Source organism: Priestia sp. VA7 (assembly GCF_055710015.1).
Map to the genome: position 1 here is coordinate 325,895 of NZ_JBVQPN010000003.1, position 16,205 is coordinate 342,099.

Sequence of the window (16,205 nt, forward strand, 5' to 3'; positions counted from 1 at the left end):
AGAATGAAGGCAGTCATGAAGGTAGAGCCAGGCTACGATAAGATGCTGTTAAAAACGATCCCTGAATTAGAAGTTCAGAAAAACCAAGTGAAGATTAAAGTAGCGTATACCGGAATATGCGGTACGGATATTCACACGTTTACAGGTCAATATAAAAATTCCCAGACGCCGGTTGTGCTTGGGCATGAGTTTTCCGGTATAGTCGTTGAAGTAGGGGAAGATGTAACAAAAATAAAAGTTGGCGATAAAGTAACGAGTGAAACAACATTTGTGACGTGCGGAGAGTGTGATTATTGCTTAGAAAAAGACTATAATCTGTGCGCTCATCGAAAAGGAATAGGTACACAAATAAACGGCAGCTTTGCTGAATATGTTATTTCACGTGAGCAAAGTGTCCATGTGCTGCCAGATGCAGTCGACCTAAAAGCAGCTGCTTTAACTGAGCCTCTAGCTTGCTGCGTTCATGCAGCTTTAGAAAAAACAGTTGTTAAAAAAGAAGATAAAGTATTAATTTTTGGTCCAGGTCCCATTGGTTTACTGCAAGCACAAGTCGTAAAAGCACAAGGAGCGTTTGTTATATTAGCAGGTATAACAAAAGATCAGAAGCGTTTAGAGTTAGCTAAGTCTTTAGGAATCGACGTAACTGTAGATATCCAAAAAGAAAGCTTAGAAGAAATTGTGCTGACTTATACAAAGGGATACGGTGTTGACAAGTTATTTGAGTGTTCAGGTGCTGTCCAGGCGTTAAACCAAGGGTTGCCTCTGGTTAAGAAAAAAGGAACGTTTGTACAAGTAGGGATTTTCTCCGAAAAATTAAACCTTTTAGATCAAGAATCTATCATCCAAAGAGAAATTACATATATTGGAACCCGTTCTCAGAAACCAAGTTCTTGGCATATTGCTTTGAAACTCCTTGAAGAAAAGAAAATTAATACAGATAAAATGATCACTAAAATTGTACCTCTTGATTATTGGCGTCAAGGATTCGAAGCCGTTCTATCAGGTAATGAAATAAAAGTGCTTATTCAATCGTAGAAACGAACTATATAAATAATGTAAATCAGGGAGGGAGGAAGTGTGAAAGATACCCAAATGGAAGCAGGTTTATATTGTAACAGTTGCAAAGAAGAGCTTCCTCACCACGTTTATTATATTAACGGCAAAATTGTACGTGTAGAGTGTCAAGAATGTAAGCGTACAATGGTATTTAAAGTTGATGTTTTGAAAGAGTTCTATAAAGAGGTCTACAAGCGCGTCTCTACGAAACCTAACCGAGTGTCAAAAGAATATAAAAAAGATATAAATAGATTTTTAACTGGAATTCCAATAAGGTTAGTGAGCAAGCCTTATCGTCTAATGAAAGATTTTAACGAATCTATGCATACTATTCACTGCTACAAAAAACGAACTGCTAGAAAATAAAGGGCCGGTTGCCTGTTTTTATAGCTGATGCATCAATGCATTTTTTCTAGCTATATAAAAAAGCTGCTTTCTATACATGTAATGTATAGAAAGCAGCTTTTTTACGTGACAGTTTCAAACTTCAGGGTGTGAGGTGGGATAGTTTTTGTTTACCCGTCTATATCTAAATAAAACAATCTAAATGATAATGAAGTAGAAATTATTTATTCCGTTTGTTTATAAATTGTTTAAATATAAGAAGAAGCAGTTTAGCTTTAGAAAATAAGGGAAGAAGCATACTAACTTGCCTGTGTATATTTAGAAAAGGAGGGATAAAGATGTCGTTAGCTCATTTTGATGATATTTCAGAAATTTGCTATGCATGTGAAAAACAGCCTCTTGGAAAAAGACAAAAACGCATTGGCGTATGGACGGAAAAAGAAATGAGAAAGCCTGTTGAAGAGAGAGTAGAAAATCAGAAGGTGGTCGCACTTTCTCGTTAATGTAAAAAAGCCTTTAGCTCATCTAAAGGCTTTTTTACATATTGGCGTTTGGACATGTGTGAAGGGTCATAGAAGCAATCGTTATAAATCTTCTAGTCTTTGAACTTTTTTGCCTTCTATTTTATGCTGTTCCATTGTTTCTTTTAACTCTTTATTCGCCGTTGTCATCGTTGTTTCATTTGTTACGCCCATAAATGACCAGCCGTGAGATTCAAGCCAGTACTTGAATTCCCTCAAAAACTCTTCCTGCGTTCCTCCCGTATGATAAAAAGCTCCTTGAATTGTAATAGCCGGTTTCTCCGTGTTATACGTCACATACATTTTATTTGCACACATCCAAATAGACCTCCTTTATTAATAAACAAACGTAAATTGACAAAGAAGCGCTGAATCATTCCTCAATAGTTACACTATTTCTCTATTTGACTGCTGTTTTCCTTTTTATCTCTGCGATTAATCATAATTAAATCAAGTTTTTTACAGAAAGAGGAATGTAAGTAAACAGATAAAAAGCTTGTTTCGCAATGAAATCGTCATATTTCTACATATTCTTTAAGGGTCATGTAAAAGTTGTAACATAATGAATGGCACTGTAAGAAACTTAATCCAATTAGAACAAATGTTACTGTTTTTTTTAATGAAAAGGTGAATCTATGTGCTAAGGTAATAACAGGTTCAAATTTTAGGAGGTAGTTTTTGTGAGTAAAAAACGTGTAAAAAAATGGGCAGTTGCTTCTGCAGCGTCTGTAGCATTTCTAGCAAGTCAAGGAACAGCATCAGCAGCAGCTTCGCACAAAGTCGTAAAAGGAGATACCTTGTGGGGGCTTGGCCAACAAAATGGGGTTACGGTAGATGAGCTGAAAGGTGCTAATAACCGCCAAAACGACATGATTTACGTTGGAGAAACATTAACGATTCCTGACCAGGGACAAGCACAACCTGCCGCTAGTCCGGCAACATCTGTACATACAGTAGCACAAGGCGAAACGTTATATCATATTGCAACACAAAACGGCATGACTGTGGATCAGTTAAAAGCTGTTAACGGTTTACAAAGTGATATCATTACCATCGGACAAACGTTAAAACTTCAAGGAGAAGCACCGGCGCCGGCACAAACTGCTCCGTCTACATCGGTTTCTGCACAAGATCAAGATTTACTAGCAAGATTAGTAGAGGCAGAAGCAAAAGGTGAGCCGTACCAAGGAAAAGTAGCGGTAGCAATTGTGGTATTAAACCGTGTAGCTTCACCGGAATTCCCAAATAACATTCACGACGTTATTTATCAGCAGCTAGGAAACGGCGTATATCAATTTTCACCAGTAGCAAACGGCGCAATTAATCAGCCTGCATCAGAAGAATCAAAACGAGCGGTAAGCGAAGCAATATCAAACCCGCATGAAAACGATGCGCTGTTTTTCTATAATCCCAAAATCGCTGAAAGCCAATGGGTTGCAACGCAGCAAGTAACGGCAGTTATCGGAAACCATGTATTTGCAAAATAAGTAGATTTCTTTCAAATATAAACATATATTTCATATATATAAAGTTGATACAAAAAGGTTGCCACAGAAGTATTTTGCTTAAAGTTAAATCCAAACCATTAATAGTTATTAATGGTTCGGATTTTTTTGTTATGATGAATGTAGATTTCATGTATGTAGTTGTTTCAATCTCTTATGTATGAAGAGAGAAATAGCTATTTTTAAGTTTAATTAAACCTTAAAATACCTTAACAGATCCATCTGTTAAGGTGTTTTTTTGCTTAAATTTTAAGAAAACCATTGATTATTTAGAGAATAATGATATGATAAAGAAAGTCAATTGATAATGATAATCATTTACATATGATAAAGGAGGAGATAACTAGACTTATAGATGAAAGAAAGGAGTAAGGAAAGTTGAAGTTTTATCAGTTAATTCTTGTGTTTGCTGTACTATCGATTTTGTCTCTTTTTGTAGGAGTACAAGATCTGTCAGCGATGGATCTGTTTCATTTAACAAAAGAAGAAAGCCAAACGCTGTTTTTTAGTCGTTTTCCTAGGCTTTTGAGCATTATTATGGCGGGAATGAGCCTTAGTATTTGCGGATTAATTATGCAGCAAATTACGCGAAATAAGTTTGTATCTCCAACAACGGCAGGAACGATGGACTGGGCAAGACTTGGTGTGTTGATTTCTCTACTAGTATTTGCTTCAGCAAGTCCTCTATTAAAAATGAGCATTGCTTTCATTTTCTCACTGGCGGGCAATCTATTGTTTATGAGAATACTAGACAGAATTAAATTTAACGATACGATTTATATTCCGCTAGTCGGTTTAATGCTCGGCAGTATCGTAAGTTCCTTAGCTACCTTCATCGCCTACAAATACGATTTGATTCAAAACCTTTCTTCATGGCTGCAAGGCGACTTTTCGCTAGTAGTCAAAGGGAGATATGAACTTTTATACCTGAGTATACCTCTCTTAATAATTGCTTATCTTTACGCAGATAAGTTCACGGTTGCTGGTATGGGAGAAAGCTTTTCAATCAATTTAGGCGTGAAATACAAACAAATTGTAAACATTGGATTAGTCATTGTGTCGCTTATTACGTCGATTACGATTTTGACCGTTGGCATGCTGCCTTTTTTAGGATTAATCATTCCAAATATCGTATCGATTTACCGTGGAGATCATTTGCGGAAAAGCCTGCCTCATACAGCGCTGCTTGGAGCTGTGTTCGTACTGGCGTGCGATATTTTAGGCAGAGTCATTATTTTCCCTTATGAAATCTCTATTGGGCTAATGGTCGGTGTAATAGGAAGTGCGATCTTTCTTTTTATGCTGATAAGGAGAGGTCGTTATGCATAACAAACATAAAATCATCATTCTCGCCGCGCTGGCCATTTTATCAGTAGCGCTGTTTATCAGCTACGATTTAGGCTACTGGCAGTACACGCTGCCGCGAAGAATTGAAAAAGTCGCTGCGATTGTTTTAACCGGAGGAGCCATTGCGTTTTCATCCGTTATCTTTCAAACAATTACTAATAATCGAATTCTAACTCCTAGTATTCTAGGACTGGATTCACTGTATTTATTTCTGCAAACGTTTATTGTGTACATCTTTGGCTCGACGAATATTGTCATCATGAACAAAAATCTTAACTTTCTTCTTTGCGTTTCGCTGATGATTATCTTTTCGGTCTTGCTTTACATACTGATGTTCAAAAAAGCCGGTAAGAATATTTTCTTTATTTTACTGGTTGGAATTGTGTTCGGCACGTTATTTAAAAGCATGTCTTCATTTATGGAAATGCTGATTGACCCGAATGAATTTCAAGTTGTACAAGATAAATCATTTGCAAGCTTTAACAATGTTAATACCGATTTGCTATACATAGCAGCCGTCATATTTATCCTGCTTGGCATTTACGTGTGGCGCTTTACATCCATTTTTGATGTACTGTCGCTCGGAAGAGAACATGCGGTAAATTTAGGTATTGATTATGACGGGCTCGTCAAAAAAATGCTGATTGCGATCGCCATTTTTGTCTCAGTGGCTACAGCATTAGTTGGGCCGATCACCTTTCTTGGACTGCTTGTTGTGAACCTTGCGAGAGAGCTGTTCAAAACGTACAAGCACACCTATTTAATGATGGGATCACTGCTGCTTAGTGTTATAGCCCTCGTCGGAGGAGAATTTATCGTTGAAAAAGTGTTCACCTTCAGCACCACGCTGAGCGTCATCATTGACTTTGCCGGCGGAATTTACTTTATTTATTTGCTGCTAAAGGAGAATAAATCATGGTAGAAGTAACAAATGTCAGTAAAACATACGGAGAAAAAACCGTTTTAGAAAAAACATCCGTCGTGATTCCAAAAGGGAAAATCACGTCATTTATCGGTCCAAACGGAGCGGGAAAAAGTACGCTGCTTTCAATTATGAGCCGTCTCATTAAAGCTGACTCAGGGTCAATATCTATAGAAGGAAAAAATATAGAGAATATTGACAGCTCAGATTTAGCCAAAAAAATGAGTATTTTAAAACAGTCTAATCAGCTGAATATCAGGCTTAGCGTACGTGAACTCGTCAATTTTGGGCGGTTTCCTTATTCAAAAGGCCGGTTAACCAAAAGCGATGAACAAGCGGTTGATCAGGCGCTAAGTTATATGAAGCTTGAAAGTATTCAAGATAAATACTTGGATGAACTGAGCGGGGGACAGTGTCAGCGAGCTTTTATTGCCATGGTCATCGCACAGGACACGGATTATATTTTCTTAGATGAACCGCTCAATAACTTAGATATGAAGCATTCTGTTGAAATTATGAAGCTGTTGAAACGTCTCGTAGAAGACTTAGGCAAAACGATTGTAATTGTCATTCACGATATTAATTTTGCGTCTGTTTATTCGGATTATATTGTGGCACTTAAAAACGGTGAAGTGATCCGTGAAGGCCCAACAGAAACCATCATTCAAACGTCTGTATTAAAGGATATATACGATATGGATATTCCAATCGAAACGGTTGGCGGACAGCGTATTTGCGTGTATTTTTCATAAAATTTATTCATGAGGTGACGAAAGTGAAAAAAGTGTTAGTAATGTTTGTAGCAGTCTTAACTGCGATTGTTGTAGCTGCTTGCGGTAATCAAGGAGCAAAAGAAACAACAGGTGGAGAAAGTAAGCAAAAAGAGACGGTAACAGTAACCGATCAGTTCAATAAAGACGGAATTAAAATTAAGAAAAACCCTAAAAAAGTTGTAGTGTTCAGCATGGGTGCACTTGATACACTAGATAAACTGGGGGTTGAAGTAGCGGGCTTGCCAAAACAAGCGATTCCTGAGTATTTATCAAAGTATCAAGATGATAAGTATGCGAATGTAGGTGGCTTAAAAGAACCTGATTTCGAAAGAATTGCAGAGTTAAAGCCAGACTTAATTATTATTCAAGGCCGCCAAGCAGATTCATTCGATGAATTTTCAAAAATTGCGCCGACGATCTATATCGATACGGACACCCAGCACTATATGAAGTCATTTAAAGAAAATACAAAAGTACTAGGACAAATTTTTGATAAAGAAGATCAAGCAAAAAAAGAGCTAGCAGCAATTGATAAGCAAATTGCAGATTTGAAAAAACAAGCGGACAAACTAGATAAAAAAGCGCTTGTAATGATGGCAAATGACAGCAAAATGACAGCGTTTGGTCCAGGTTCTAAATACGGATTAATCCACGACGTATTCGGTATTAAAGCTGCAGACGACAGCCTAGATCCATCGGCTAAGCATGGCCAAAGCATTTCATACGAATATTTAGTTAAGCAAAATCCAGACTACTTATTCGTCGTTGACCGCGGTGCAGCGATTGGTGAAAAATCATCTGCTAAACAAATTGTTGAAAATGAGTATGTAAAAGAAATCAACGCGGTGAAAAACAATCACGTTGTGTATCTTGATCCAGGCCTTTGGTATTTATCTGGAGGAGGCCTTGAGTCAATGGCTGGCATGATTAAAGAAATCAAAGCAGGGATAGAGAAGTAATAGAGAAAAGAGAAACTGGAACAAAAGTATTTTAATTGAAAGTAGATCCGAATGATTAATCAAATCATTCGGATTTTTTATTGTGGTGGAGAGAATATAGGTTTCATATCTGTAGTTGCTTCTAGCTGTTTATTGAAGTGATTAGTTATGTCTGAATCTCATTTTTAAGTGAACATTTTTCTGTCTGGCAGTGGTTTTGACTATAAAATGTTATAAACTGAACGAATACTAAAGAGCAAAGCGCAGGTATTTCCTTCTTTTTAGGTGCCTTTCTACTTATTAAATTAAATTTCTTAATAGGCTTTTTTACCCATTTTTGTTCCAGCAGGAAAAAGATACAAGTTTAGCGATTAATTGAATAGGGAGAGGGAACAGAAAAAAGAGGAAAAAATCTCTAAAAGGAATTTATTATATTAAAGGAGGAATTAACATGTTTCGTCATCAAAAAGAACTGCAGTTTGAAGTTAAAGTAGATCGCCCGGATCCGATGCTTGCTCGCCAGATTCAAGAAGTACTAGGTGGACAATTCGGTGAAATGACGGTAATGATGCAATACCTCTTTCAAGGATTTAACTGTCGAGGAGAAGAAAAATATAAAGATATGCTGATGGATATAGGTACAGAGGAAATTGGACACGTAGAAATGCTTTGTTCACTTATTAGTCAATTACTTGATGGAGCCTCTCCAGAAGATCAAGCAGAAGCTGCGAAAGATCCTGCAACAGCAGCTATCATGGGAGGAATTAATCCTCAGCATTTATTAGTGAGCGGGCTGGGTGGTTTGCCTACTAATTCAAATGGAGTTCCATGGAACGGTTCATATATCGTAGCAAGCGGCAATTTATTAGCAGATATGCGTTCGAACTTGCATGCAGAAAGTCAAGGCAGACTTCAAGTAGCTAGGTTATATCATATGACAAAAGATGAAGGTGTACGCGCGACATTCCGAAAAATGCTAGCGCGTGATCGCTATCACCAGTATCAGTGGATGGAAGCTATAAACGAACTAGAAGAAAAAAATGGAGTGGTTGTTCCTGCATCTTTCCCTCCTGAGGCTGAAAAAGAATCACAGCCAGAAGCGTATGAGTTTTGGAACCTCTCAGAAGGCGCTGAATCAGAAGAGGGACCGTGGGCTACTGGAAGTGCCCCAGACGGAAGCGGTGAATATGTATATATCAAAGACCCTGTAGCAAAAGGACAGGTTCCCAATCCGGAAATTCCTGATACTTCGTTGCATCATGATTTAACTCGTAAAAAAGTTTCCTCTAAATAAAAGAAAGAAAGGCCCTCGATATGTGCGAGAGGTCTTTTTTTTGCCTATAACAAAGGGTGTTATCCACGTGTTTCAATCAAGTTACCTTTTAATATCTAGAATAAAAAAGCCGCATATGGAAACAGTAGGTATGTGCATACGTTAGAAAGGTGGCACACTAGTATGAGCATGTTAAAGAGAATAATTTGAAATAAAAAAAGGTACCTCTGCTTAGTATGGGCTACCTTTTTTGCTTCAGAATAAAAGGAGTGTTTGAAATGTACTATTACAAAGAAGGATTAATTAATGAAATTAAACCGGATAAGCCCGATCCTGCGGCCGCGAAGGTACTGCAAGAAGCCTTAGGCGGGCAGTTTGGTGAAATGCGGACGATGATGCAATATTTCTTTCAAAGCTCTAACTTCAGAGGGAAAGAGACGCAGTATCGCGATTTAATGAGAGGTGTTTTTTTAGAAGAAATTGCTCATGTAGAACTCGTTCAAAATACCATTAATGCATTGTTAGATGAATCTGGCGGAGCCGGGGTAGGAAGTCAAGGTTCAGATCAGGCTCCTCTTGATGAAGCCGTAAAACATGCTAATCCTCATCACTATATCATGGGTGCTCAAAGCTCACTGCCAGTGGATGCGGGCGGAAATCCATGGAACGGCTCATGGGTTTATAATCACGGAAATCTAGTGGCTGATTTGCTCAATAACGTCGTATTAGAATCAACCGGCGTTTTACAAAAAACAAGAATATACGAAATGAGTTCTAACCAAACGTTAAGAGAAACGCTAGGTTTCTTAATTGTTCGAGATAATGCTCATCAAAATGCGTTTGCAAAAGCTCTTGAAACATTAGGCGTGGACTGGGGAAAACTATTCCCTGTACCAAATTATGATATTAACAAATACCCTGAATGCAGAAAATTTGTCGAGATGGGGTATCATAACACGCAATTTGATTTTAGGTTAGATCCGCATCGAATGGGAGAAATATTCCAAGGACAGACGCCAAGTAGAAATGGCGGAGACTTGAGCGTAACACCTCCACCGGAAGCTTTTCCAGTCCCTCATTTATCTGAAATGCCAAATGAGCATGCTCCAGGTTTAGGAGATATGAACGCATAAAAGTATGTGAATCGACTTTAATTAAACAAAGCTAAAACAAATAAAAAACATTGACTGAGAGCTAGTAGTCAATGTTTTTTATTTGTTTTAGCGCAATTCTTTCATTTGTCTAGCGCAAAGCACATCTCGCCATTCCTGTAAGCGCATGATAAAGGGCTTTTTTACATCTGTTTGTGAATTTATTTGTTTTTCACAAGAAGAAAAGGGAATACTTTCTTTAATCGCTTGTGATAGAAAGCTAATAAGGGGCATGCTGCTATGAGTAACCAAAAAGATGAATTTTTATTTAAACGAGAGCTCTATCGCTTAGTACAAGAATACAAACGCTGTAAAGTTGAAGAAATTAGACGGGCAATTAAAAAGGATATTCTTCTTTTGAAGAAGGTTATAAATAACTAAAATAGATAAACACCGGCAAAAAAGCTCATGTTAGTTGATAAATGAGCTTTTTTTGCTGCTTTAAACTTGTTCAAACGAATTAGTATGTCTATAAATAGTCTCAGGAAGATTATGGACCATGTTAAACAAAGCTAACGCAGTTGTTTCTGCTTCCTCATAACGATGAATGATATCGTTTTCAATATCGCAGATTTGAAAACTGTTTAATTGTTTTGAATAACTTAGTGTAAACCTATTGGCAAGAGTATGAGTAATGTCGCTATCTCTATAATTTACTAAATTTTCTATCATGTGCTTAATTTCAGTTAGGTTCATCCACCAAGTCACCCTTTCATGTTATTGAATTTATCATACCATGTACAGGTAGTTTGAATACTTTTTTTTACAATTTGTAACAACAATTTTCAAAATGAAACATAAAGGTAATAAAAAGTTAAAACGAGCAGCTTAACGCAAGCTGAAGACTTCCTAGGAGGGGGTAGGTTTTTCTTTGCAGTAGGTCAACTCCAACTTTTTATCTGCGATTTCTTTTAGCCCAATACGAATCATACTGAATACTAAAATCCATAATATAACCGTTAAAATTGTATGTCCAGCGGGCAAAATACCTAGTATAGGTGAGTCCCAAAGAGCGTGCATAAAAACGACAAGCAAAAATACACCGAGAAATTTTGATTTTATCAACATGCTCCACTGAAATTTCTTATTTCCTTGGACGATGCAGACGGCAGCTCCAGTCAAGGCAGCCCAAGCTACATGTCCTCCGGGAGCAAAAATGCTGCGCCAAAGTATTGTAGAATAAAGCATGTGAAAGCTCCCGGAAAGAAGTGCCCGTAACGCATAGCCAGCGGTTTCAAAAGCAGCAAAACCAGCTCCTATTGCAGCTCCCAAGAGGAGTCCGTTAAGGATATATCTATATTTAAGATTGCGCACAAAATAAATAACCGCGATAACTTTAGCCAGTTCCTCGCATACTCCAATCATGATCACGTTTGTGTTATTTCCAAGAATATCATAAAACACAAGTGCTAATAAAAGTGAGAGGATTCCGCCAATAAAAACGACATACACAATTTTGTAAATAGCAATATTCTGCGGAGCGTTCATTTCCCAAAAGAAAATAAGCGTAGTAAATGGCACTGCAAAAGCACCGACTACAATAAGGCCGGGTATGAAGTTGATGTTTTCGAACAAGCTTACGCCTAGATATAGCCCTAAGTATGCGACAAGCGCAATAAGAAAGACTCTTGCAAAAAGCCAAGGCTTTGGCCATGTATTTACAACTTCTTCTATTTTAGGAGTCGTAAGCCCTGTTCCTACAATAAAAAGCCGTTCAGCTTCCATTTCACTGTGTTGTCGGAAGACTCGAGAGAATATATTTCGAAATTTAGGTTCAACCGAACGTTCATTTCTTGGGATTTTATCAACACGATGGGCAAACAAGTAGAATATGCTGTAGTTTTCGTCGTGGTCCACGATTTCATGGCCGCAATTTAAGCAGAATTTTACCCCTTCCGGATTAGAGTAAGCGCAATGGGGGCATTTCATTTATCTTCCTCCTTTTTCTACATACAAATCGTTTGACGCTTGTCTTATGACATCTTCTACATCTATTATGTGAACTGATGAAAAAAGCATAAGAGGGTTTGATAGGTAATTTGCTTAAATAATGGAATGGTATGTATATAAAAGACAGAAGCTATTGCTAAAAGAAAACTCATGAAACCAAAAAAGGCTGCGTCATAAGCCGAACATTCGACTTACAGCACAGCCCTTTATATGATTGAAAATGTGGATTTAAGCCTGTTTTCTTTACAATGCTACTACGCAATAAAAAAGCTTCCTGAAATAAAAACGATGACACCAATGACCATCATTAATATTTCGCGGTCTTTTTTTTCTGGTTTTTTATTAGCAGGAAGCAGCGATTTTGAAAGAGGCTTGGCAAAAATAATAACAAGCATGCAAACAGCAGCAAAGATGCCAAGTGCTACCTGAAAATTACCTTCAATAAAGACGCATGCCATTAAAAGTACAAGACTTATTTTTAGAAAAATTTTTGATAGGTTCACTATCGACACTCCTTTAGAACACTTAATACGAAAGACTTAGTGATTTTTTTATATGCCTGTTGTTTTCTACGGCTTGAAGAAGAAAATGAGCGACGTCAGAACGGCTGATGTTGCGTCCGTTTTCTGGTATGCTAGCTTCTCCTATACGGTAATACGTGGTTAATGGACCACTCGTTAGACCCATTGGCCGAGCAACTGTCCAGTCGAGTCCGCTTACCTTCAAGAGCTTCACAGCTTCGTGATGGTCGCGAAGCACATTTTTTAAAATACGCTGAGCAAGCCAGCCCGTCATGCCTGGAATTTCTCCGTCGATTCCGGCTGAAGCCGTGTAGGCGATACGCTGAATTCCATTTTCGTTCATACATTGAATGAGCAGATTTGTCGTTTCTACTAAAAGGGTAGAATGCCCTAGATTTTCGGTTCCAAGACAAGAAATTACTGCATCACACCCTCGCATAGCCTGGCACACTTCATAATAATCAAGCACGTCGCCTTGTATGATGTGTACGTTCGCATGCGTTAGCTTAAGCTTAGATGGATTTCGCACAAAAGCTTTTACATAATGTCCGTTTGTCACTGCTTGCTTGATCACTTCCTGTCCCGTCCTGCCGCTTGCGCCAATTAAAAAAATGTTCATACGATCAACCCTTTCGTTTCAATGTAGGTAGTAAAAACGAAATTTTCTTTTACCATAACACATTTTTCACGATTTAGCTTGTCAAAACATAAAAGCTGCTTACGAGATTCACCAAAGTAAGAGCTATCCTCTGTTCTTTTTTAAAACTTATGTCATAGACTGTCTAGAAAACAAAGAAATGTACGAACGGTTTATAAAGGTGTTTAATGCTATAGAAGAGAAAGGGTATTATAAGAATAAGGGACGAACAGAAGGGGCGATGCACGATGAAAAAATCGGTAAGCCGAGCACGTGTTATCATAGTACTAATAGGTTTTCCACTCATCTTTCTTATTATGGCGCTTGTGACCGGTGAGTGGCGATATATGACTTGGACCATTCCGCCTGCGCTGATGTCATGTTGGACGGCACTTTTTGTATTAAGGAAGCAAGAAGAAAGATAACAGGAAATTTGAACTATTGCATCGAATTTATAGAAAAAGTATAAAATGATAGAAAGCTATAGTAAGAAAATTTAATGAAGGACGGTGTGAAGATGAACGGACAACAGTTATTGTATGGGTTGCTTACGTCTAAAGGCGATATCCTGAGAGCTGCTTATGTGTTATGTGACCACCGCATTTATACGGAAATGTCAGCACAGTATCAGCAAACGGAGCATACGGATTTTCAAGCATCATTGGTAGAAGAAATGAAATTGCTTGAAAAACAGCCTGAAGTAGACATGCATCTGCATATTTTGCTTGAAATGGCGAAGTTTTTTGAACTTTCCGTTTCTCATGCTACAACAAATGGCGAGCTGTACGAGTTAAGCGATAACATTGGGAATTTGCTTGTATCTAAATACAATGAGCTATTTTCAATTGCACGCTGTCATACGCTAGAAGACATAATGCGCCATCAAATCCGACTGTTCTTTCATCTAATTGATTCGCAATACATGATTGCTACAAATCGTCAGCAAGCTGTGTTTCAGCAGCAGCTGATGAATTGGATTGAACAGCTGCCCCCCATGTATCAGGAAAGAATGATTGATGCATTAGGAGAATATCAGCAGGAAGCACTTGTGAAACTGCTGCAGAAAAAAGGGACAATTGAACTGTACAAACAGCTTCCTCCGCACGCATACCCTGCTATTTCAGGCCTTATGGCAACCGTAATGAGTATCTTTATTCCCGTGAATTACCCGCCAGCACTGCTATTTAGTATGAATGCGCCGCTGTTTTTAATGGCGAGCTTTGAAAGTCATGAAATTATTGCAAAACGCAAAGAAGCTGGAACTTTTTTACCGCTGTTATTGGTAGTTGTTCAGCTGATGTGGACGTACAAGCTTGAGCATCAGGATGAGCTGTTGAATTATCAGTCTCTGCTGATCAAGTGGTCATCTGTACACACAGCGTATCAAGATTATATGAAAAAGAAAGAGCAGTCACTGTTTGACCGTGAACGGTTAGACAGCTTTATTTATAAAACAGAGCAGTATGTTAAGCAGCTCCGCGCTACGGAGAAAAAGACGGTGAAGCAAATTGAAACGCTCAAAACAGCCATTCGCCATCAGCTTGATGAAATGGAGCTCACATCGTTAAACGGAGGGCTTGTGCTTCAAAAAATGATTGAAGAGCATGAATCATTAAAACAAGATGTAGAAGAACTGCAGCGCAAGCTTTCGATTAAAGGTGACTTCTTCTCTAAAGTAAGACTGACGTTCCGTTCTGCAGAACGAGCCGTCAAAAGCAAAGTGAAAGAAGTAGAGCGTAAAAAAGTGCTTATGCAAATGACGGACTTTATTTTAGCAAATCGCTTGCCCGTATGCGTGGATATTCAAAATGAAATTTATGATTATCAAGACGAGCTGGCGACGACTATTTTTCAAATTAATCAGCAGGTCGAGCTGCTTGAAGAAACAAAACAAAGCCGTCAGCTAGCCGATGCAAAAGTACGCCGCTATGATCAAGAAATAAAGCGATTTGAACGGAACTACTATGGCTTGAAAGAAGGAACCGTTGAAGAGATGGCCCAGTGAAACTGGGACAAACATATTTTATCCGAACGAGTTTGATTCTCTATCAAGAATCAAACTCGTTCGGATTTTTTTATGGTGATCGTGAACATAGGTTTTATATATGTAGCTGCTTCTAGCTGTTGATAGGAAAGCAAAGCCCTGCACGGAAATTAACAGCGATGTCTCAAGCGATCCATACGAACTCATTCACTCCGTTTGTCTGTCTTTAGATTGGCGTAATTTAGTTATGTCTCAATCTTATTCTCTGTCTGTAGGAGCGGACAGCTGATCTTTATACTGATCTACATAGAGCATGCCGTTTGTGGACACAACTGCATACAGCACTTGGTTCAACTGAAGCTGACGATTTGAAAGCTCAAGGTTGATCCACTGTTCGGTATATTGAGATGTTAAGTTTTTATGAATAATTTCTCCGTCCATGATGAGTTCTACCGGTAAACTCATTTCTTTAAACGGCTTAGACAAAACGTCCTGTTTGGGAATGTTTTGATAAGCAGTTTTCTTTAATACTGACAGTTTTCCGCTTACTTCTAAAACAGCAAACTCTACTTCAGCAATGTTGAACGTTCCTAGTTCTCGTAAATGCTGATTCAAGTCGTCAATAGAATATTTGACTTTTTTCATATTTGCTTCAAGAAGCTTTCCTTTTTCCATAATAACCGTCGGGCGTCCTGTAATCCATTTTCGCAAGCGCCTGCTTTTTAGAGCTGTTGATTCTAAAAGAAAATGAATGGCTACAAGAAAAGCAAAAGAAGCGAACATCGGCAGAAATTTTAATTTTAAATCAAATCCCATATTTGCGATGAACGACCCAATAATGATGGACATCGCAAATGTAAAATGATTATTATGCGTGTTAATTTGTTTTCCAATCAGGAAAGTAGTAATGCTTAAGATAATGAAAGAAACAAAGGTTCTAAGAAGGGACGTGAGAATGTCTTCTATAGGTTGTGATGTCACCTGCTTTCTCATAAATAGAAAGAGTATCTATCTCTATAGCGTTATCCATTTAAAGGATCGCTATACAAGAAAAACACCAAGAAAAAGTGCGGATAATGCGTTCACATTCGGCTGCTTAAAAAGGGGCGGAAAGGCTGTAGGTAAGGGATCAAAGCAAACAAAAAGAATGTGCAAATTCCTTTGAAATTTTTTGGAGGATTTGTTACAATAAAGGTGCTTATTTTTGTTCGGTAAGGATAGTTCGAAGTGTTCGTCTTGACTTATTGTAAGAGCAGGAATAGAGTAATACACAATGTGTGGA

The 16,205-nt window shown here is 38.1% G+C and carries 19 protein-coding genes; 13 read left to right on the forward strand and 6 right to left on the reverse strand.

Annotation, left to right across the window (positions count from 1 at the left end):
* Positions 1-3: 3 nt before the first annotated feature.
* The 3 genes from AC0C45_RS14305 to AC0C45_RS14315 all read left to right on the forward strand — a co-directional run bounded on the left by AC0C45_RS14305 (position 4) and on the right by AC0C45_RS14315 (position 1,904).
* Positions 4-1,035: a zinc-binding dehydrogenase gene (locus tag AC0C45_RS14305; RefSeq protein WP_472928226.1), complete on the forward strand. Its 1,032-nt coding sequence runs from the start codon at positions 4-6 to the stop codon at positions 1,033-1,035.
* A gap of 42 nt (positions 1,036-1,077) precedes the next feature.
* The gene (locus AC0C45_RS14310) at positions 1,078-1,422 is read left to right on the forward strand and encodes a hypothetical protein (RefSeq protein ID WP_047932007.1); all 345 of its coding nucleotides are present in this window, start codon (positions 1,078-1,080) and stop codon (positions 1,420-1,422) included.
* A 317-nt stretch (positions 1,423-1,739) separates the two neighbouring features.
* Entirely contained in the window at positions 1,740-1,904 is a 165-nt protein-coding gene (locus tag AC0C45_RS14315; RefSeq protein ID WP_013057894.1) for a hypothetical protein, read from the forward strand.
* An 81-nt stretch (positions 1,905-1,985) separates the two neighbouring features.
* On the opposite strand, the gene AC0C45_RS14320 is transcribed toward AC0C45_RS14315, so the two are convergent.
* Entirely contained in the window at positions 1,986-2,240 is a 255-nt protein-coding gene (locus AC0C45_RS14320) for a hypothetical protein (RefSeq protein WP_013057893.1), read from the reverse strand.
* A gap of 362 nt (positions 2,241-2,602) precedes the next feature.
* Between AC0C45_RS14320 and AC0C45_RS14325 the strand changes: the two genes are divergently transcribed.
* From AC0C45_RS14325 to AC0C45_RS14360, 8 genes are all read left to right on the forward strand, one after another.
* On the forward strand, positions 2,603-3,409 hold the full coding sequence (locus AC0C45_RS14325) for a cell wall hydrolase (protein ID WP_016764833.1): 807 nt from the start codon (positions 2,603-2,605) through the stop codon (positions 3,407-3,409).
* Between the two features lie 396 nt (positions 3,410-3,805).
* Complete coding sequence (locus tag AC0C45_RS14330) at positions 3,806-4,756, forward strand: ABC transporter permease (RefSeq protein WP_013057891.1); 951 nt, start codon at positions 3,806-3,808, stop codon at positions 4,754-4,756.
* Complete coding sequence (locus AC0C45_RS14335; RefSeq protein WP_472928227.1) at positions 4,749-5,696, forward strand: iron chelate uptake ABC transporter family permease subunit; 948 nt, start codon at positions 4,749-4,751, stop codon at positions 5,694-5,696. The genes AC0C45_RS14330 and AC0C45_RS14335 overlap by 8 nt, the downstream gene beginning before the upstream one ends.
* Positions 5,690-6,448 carry an iron ABC transporter ATP-binding protein gene (locus AC0C45_RS14340; protein ID WP_237892553.1) on the forward strand — a complete coding sequence of 253 codons (759 nt, stop codon included), beginning with the start codon at positions 5,690-5,692 and terminating at the stop codon, positions 6,446-6,448. The genes AC0C45_RS14335 and AC0C45_RS14340 overlap by 7 nt, the downstream gene beginning before the upstream one ends.
* A gap of 23 nt (positions 6,449-6,471) precedes the next feature.
* Entirely contained in the window at positions 6,472-7,428 is a 957-nt protein-coding gene (locus AC0C45_RS14345) for a siderophore ABC transporter substrate-binding protein (RefSeq protein ID WP_047932008.1), read from the forward strand.
* A 430-nt stretch (positions 7,429-7,858) separates the two neighbouring features.
* On the forward strand, positions 7,859-8,701 hold the full coding sequence (locus tag AC0C45_RS14350; RefSeq protein WP_034650592.1) for a manganese catalase: 843 nt from the start codon (positions 7,859-7,861) through the stop codon (positions 8,699-8,701).
* A 257-nt stretch (positions 8,702-8,958) separates the two neighbouring features.
* The gene (locus AC0C45_RS14355; protein WP_047932009.1) at positions 8,959-9,813 is read left to right on the forward strand and encodes a manganese catalase family protein; all 855 of its coding nucleotides are present in this window, start codon (positions 8,959-8,961) and stop codon (positions 9,811-9,813) included.
* A 258-nt stretch (positions 9,814-10,071) separates the two neighbouring features.
* Positions 10,072-10,212, forward strand: a complete 141-nt coding sequence (locus AC0C45_RS14360) for a hypothetical protein (protein ID WP_013057884.1) — start codon at positions 10,072-10,074, stop codon at positions 10,210-10,212.
* Between the two features lie 60 nt (positions 10,213-10,272).
* Here the strand turns inward: AC0C45_RS14360 and AC0C45_RS14365 are convergent, their stop codons facing one another.
* The 4 genes from AC0C45_RS14365 to AC0C45_RS14380 form a co-directional block, all read right to left on the reverse strand.
* Positions 10,273-10,527, reverse strand: a complete 255-nt coding sequence (locus AC0C45_RS14365) for a hypothetical protein (protein ID WP_016764827.1) — start codon at positions 10,525-10,527, stop codon at positions 10,273-10,275.
* Positions 10,528-10,680: 153 nt separating this feature from the next.
* Positions 10,681-11,760: a PrsW family intramembrane metalloprotease gene (locus tag AC0C45_RS14370; RefSeq protein WP_237892551.1), complete on the reverse strand. Its 1,080-nt coding sequence runs from the start codon at positions 11,758-11,760 to the stop codon at positions 10,681-10,683.
* A gap of 275 nt (positions 11,761-12,035) precedes the next feature.
* On the reverse strand, positions 12,036-12,284 hold the full coding sequence (locus tag AC0C45_RS14375; protein ID WP_034650601.1) for a hypothetical protein: 249 nt from the start codon (positions 12,282-12,284) through the stop codon (positions 12,036-12,038).
* 22 nt (positions 12,285-12,306) lie between these two features.
* Positions 12,307-12,921, reverse strand: coding sequence for an NAD(P)-dependent oxidoreductase (locus AC0C45_RS14380; RefSeq protein ID WP_034650603.1), 615 nt, complete (start codon positions 12,919-12,921; stop codon positions 12,307-12,309).
* A 266-nt stretch (positions 12,922-13,187) separates the two neighbouring features.
* Here AC0C45_RS14380 and AC0C45_RS14385 point away from each other — a divergent pair, with 266 nt between their 5' ends.
* Positions 13,188-13,364, forward strand: a complete 177-nt coding sequence (locus AC0C45_RS14385; protein ID WP_016764823.1) for a hypothetical protein — start codon at positions 13,188-13,190, stop codon at positions 13,362-13,364.
* Positions 13,365-13,456: 92 nt separating this feature from the next.
* Complete coding sequence (locus tag AC0C45_RS14390; protein ID WP_034650606.1) at positions 13,457-14,944, forward strand: hypothetical protein; 1,488 nt, start codon at positions 13,457-13,459, stop codon at positions 14,942-14,944.
* Positions 14,945-15,181: 237 nt separating this feature from the next.
* Here AC0C45_RS14390 and AC0C45_RS14395 read toward each other — a convergent pair whose 3' ends face one another.
* Positions 15,182-15,904 carry a DUF421 domain-containing protein gene (locus AC0C45_RS14395; protein ID WP_257061988.1) on the reverse strand — a complete coding sequence of 241 codons (723 nt, stop codon included), beginning with the start codon at positions 15,902-15,904 and terminating at the stop codon, positions 15,182-15,184.
* Between the last annotated feature and the right edge of the window lie 301 nt (positions 15,905-16,205).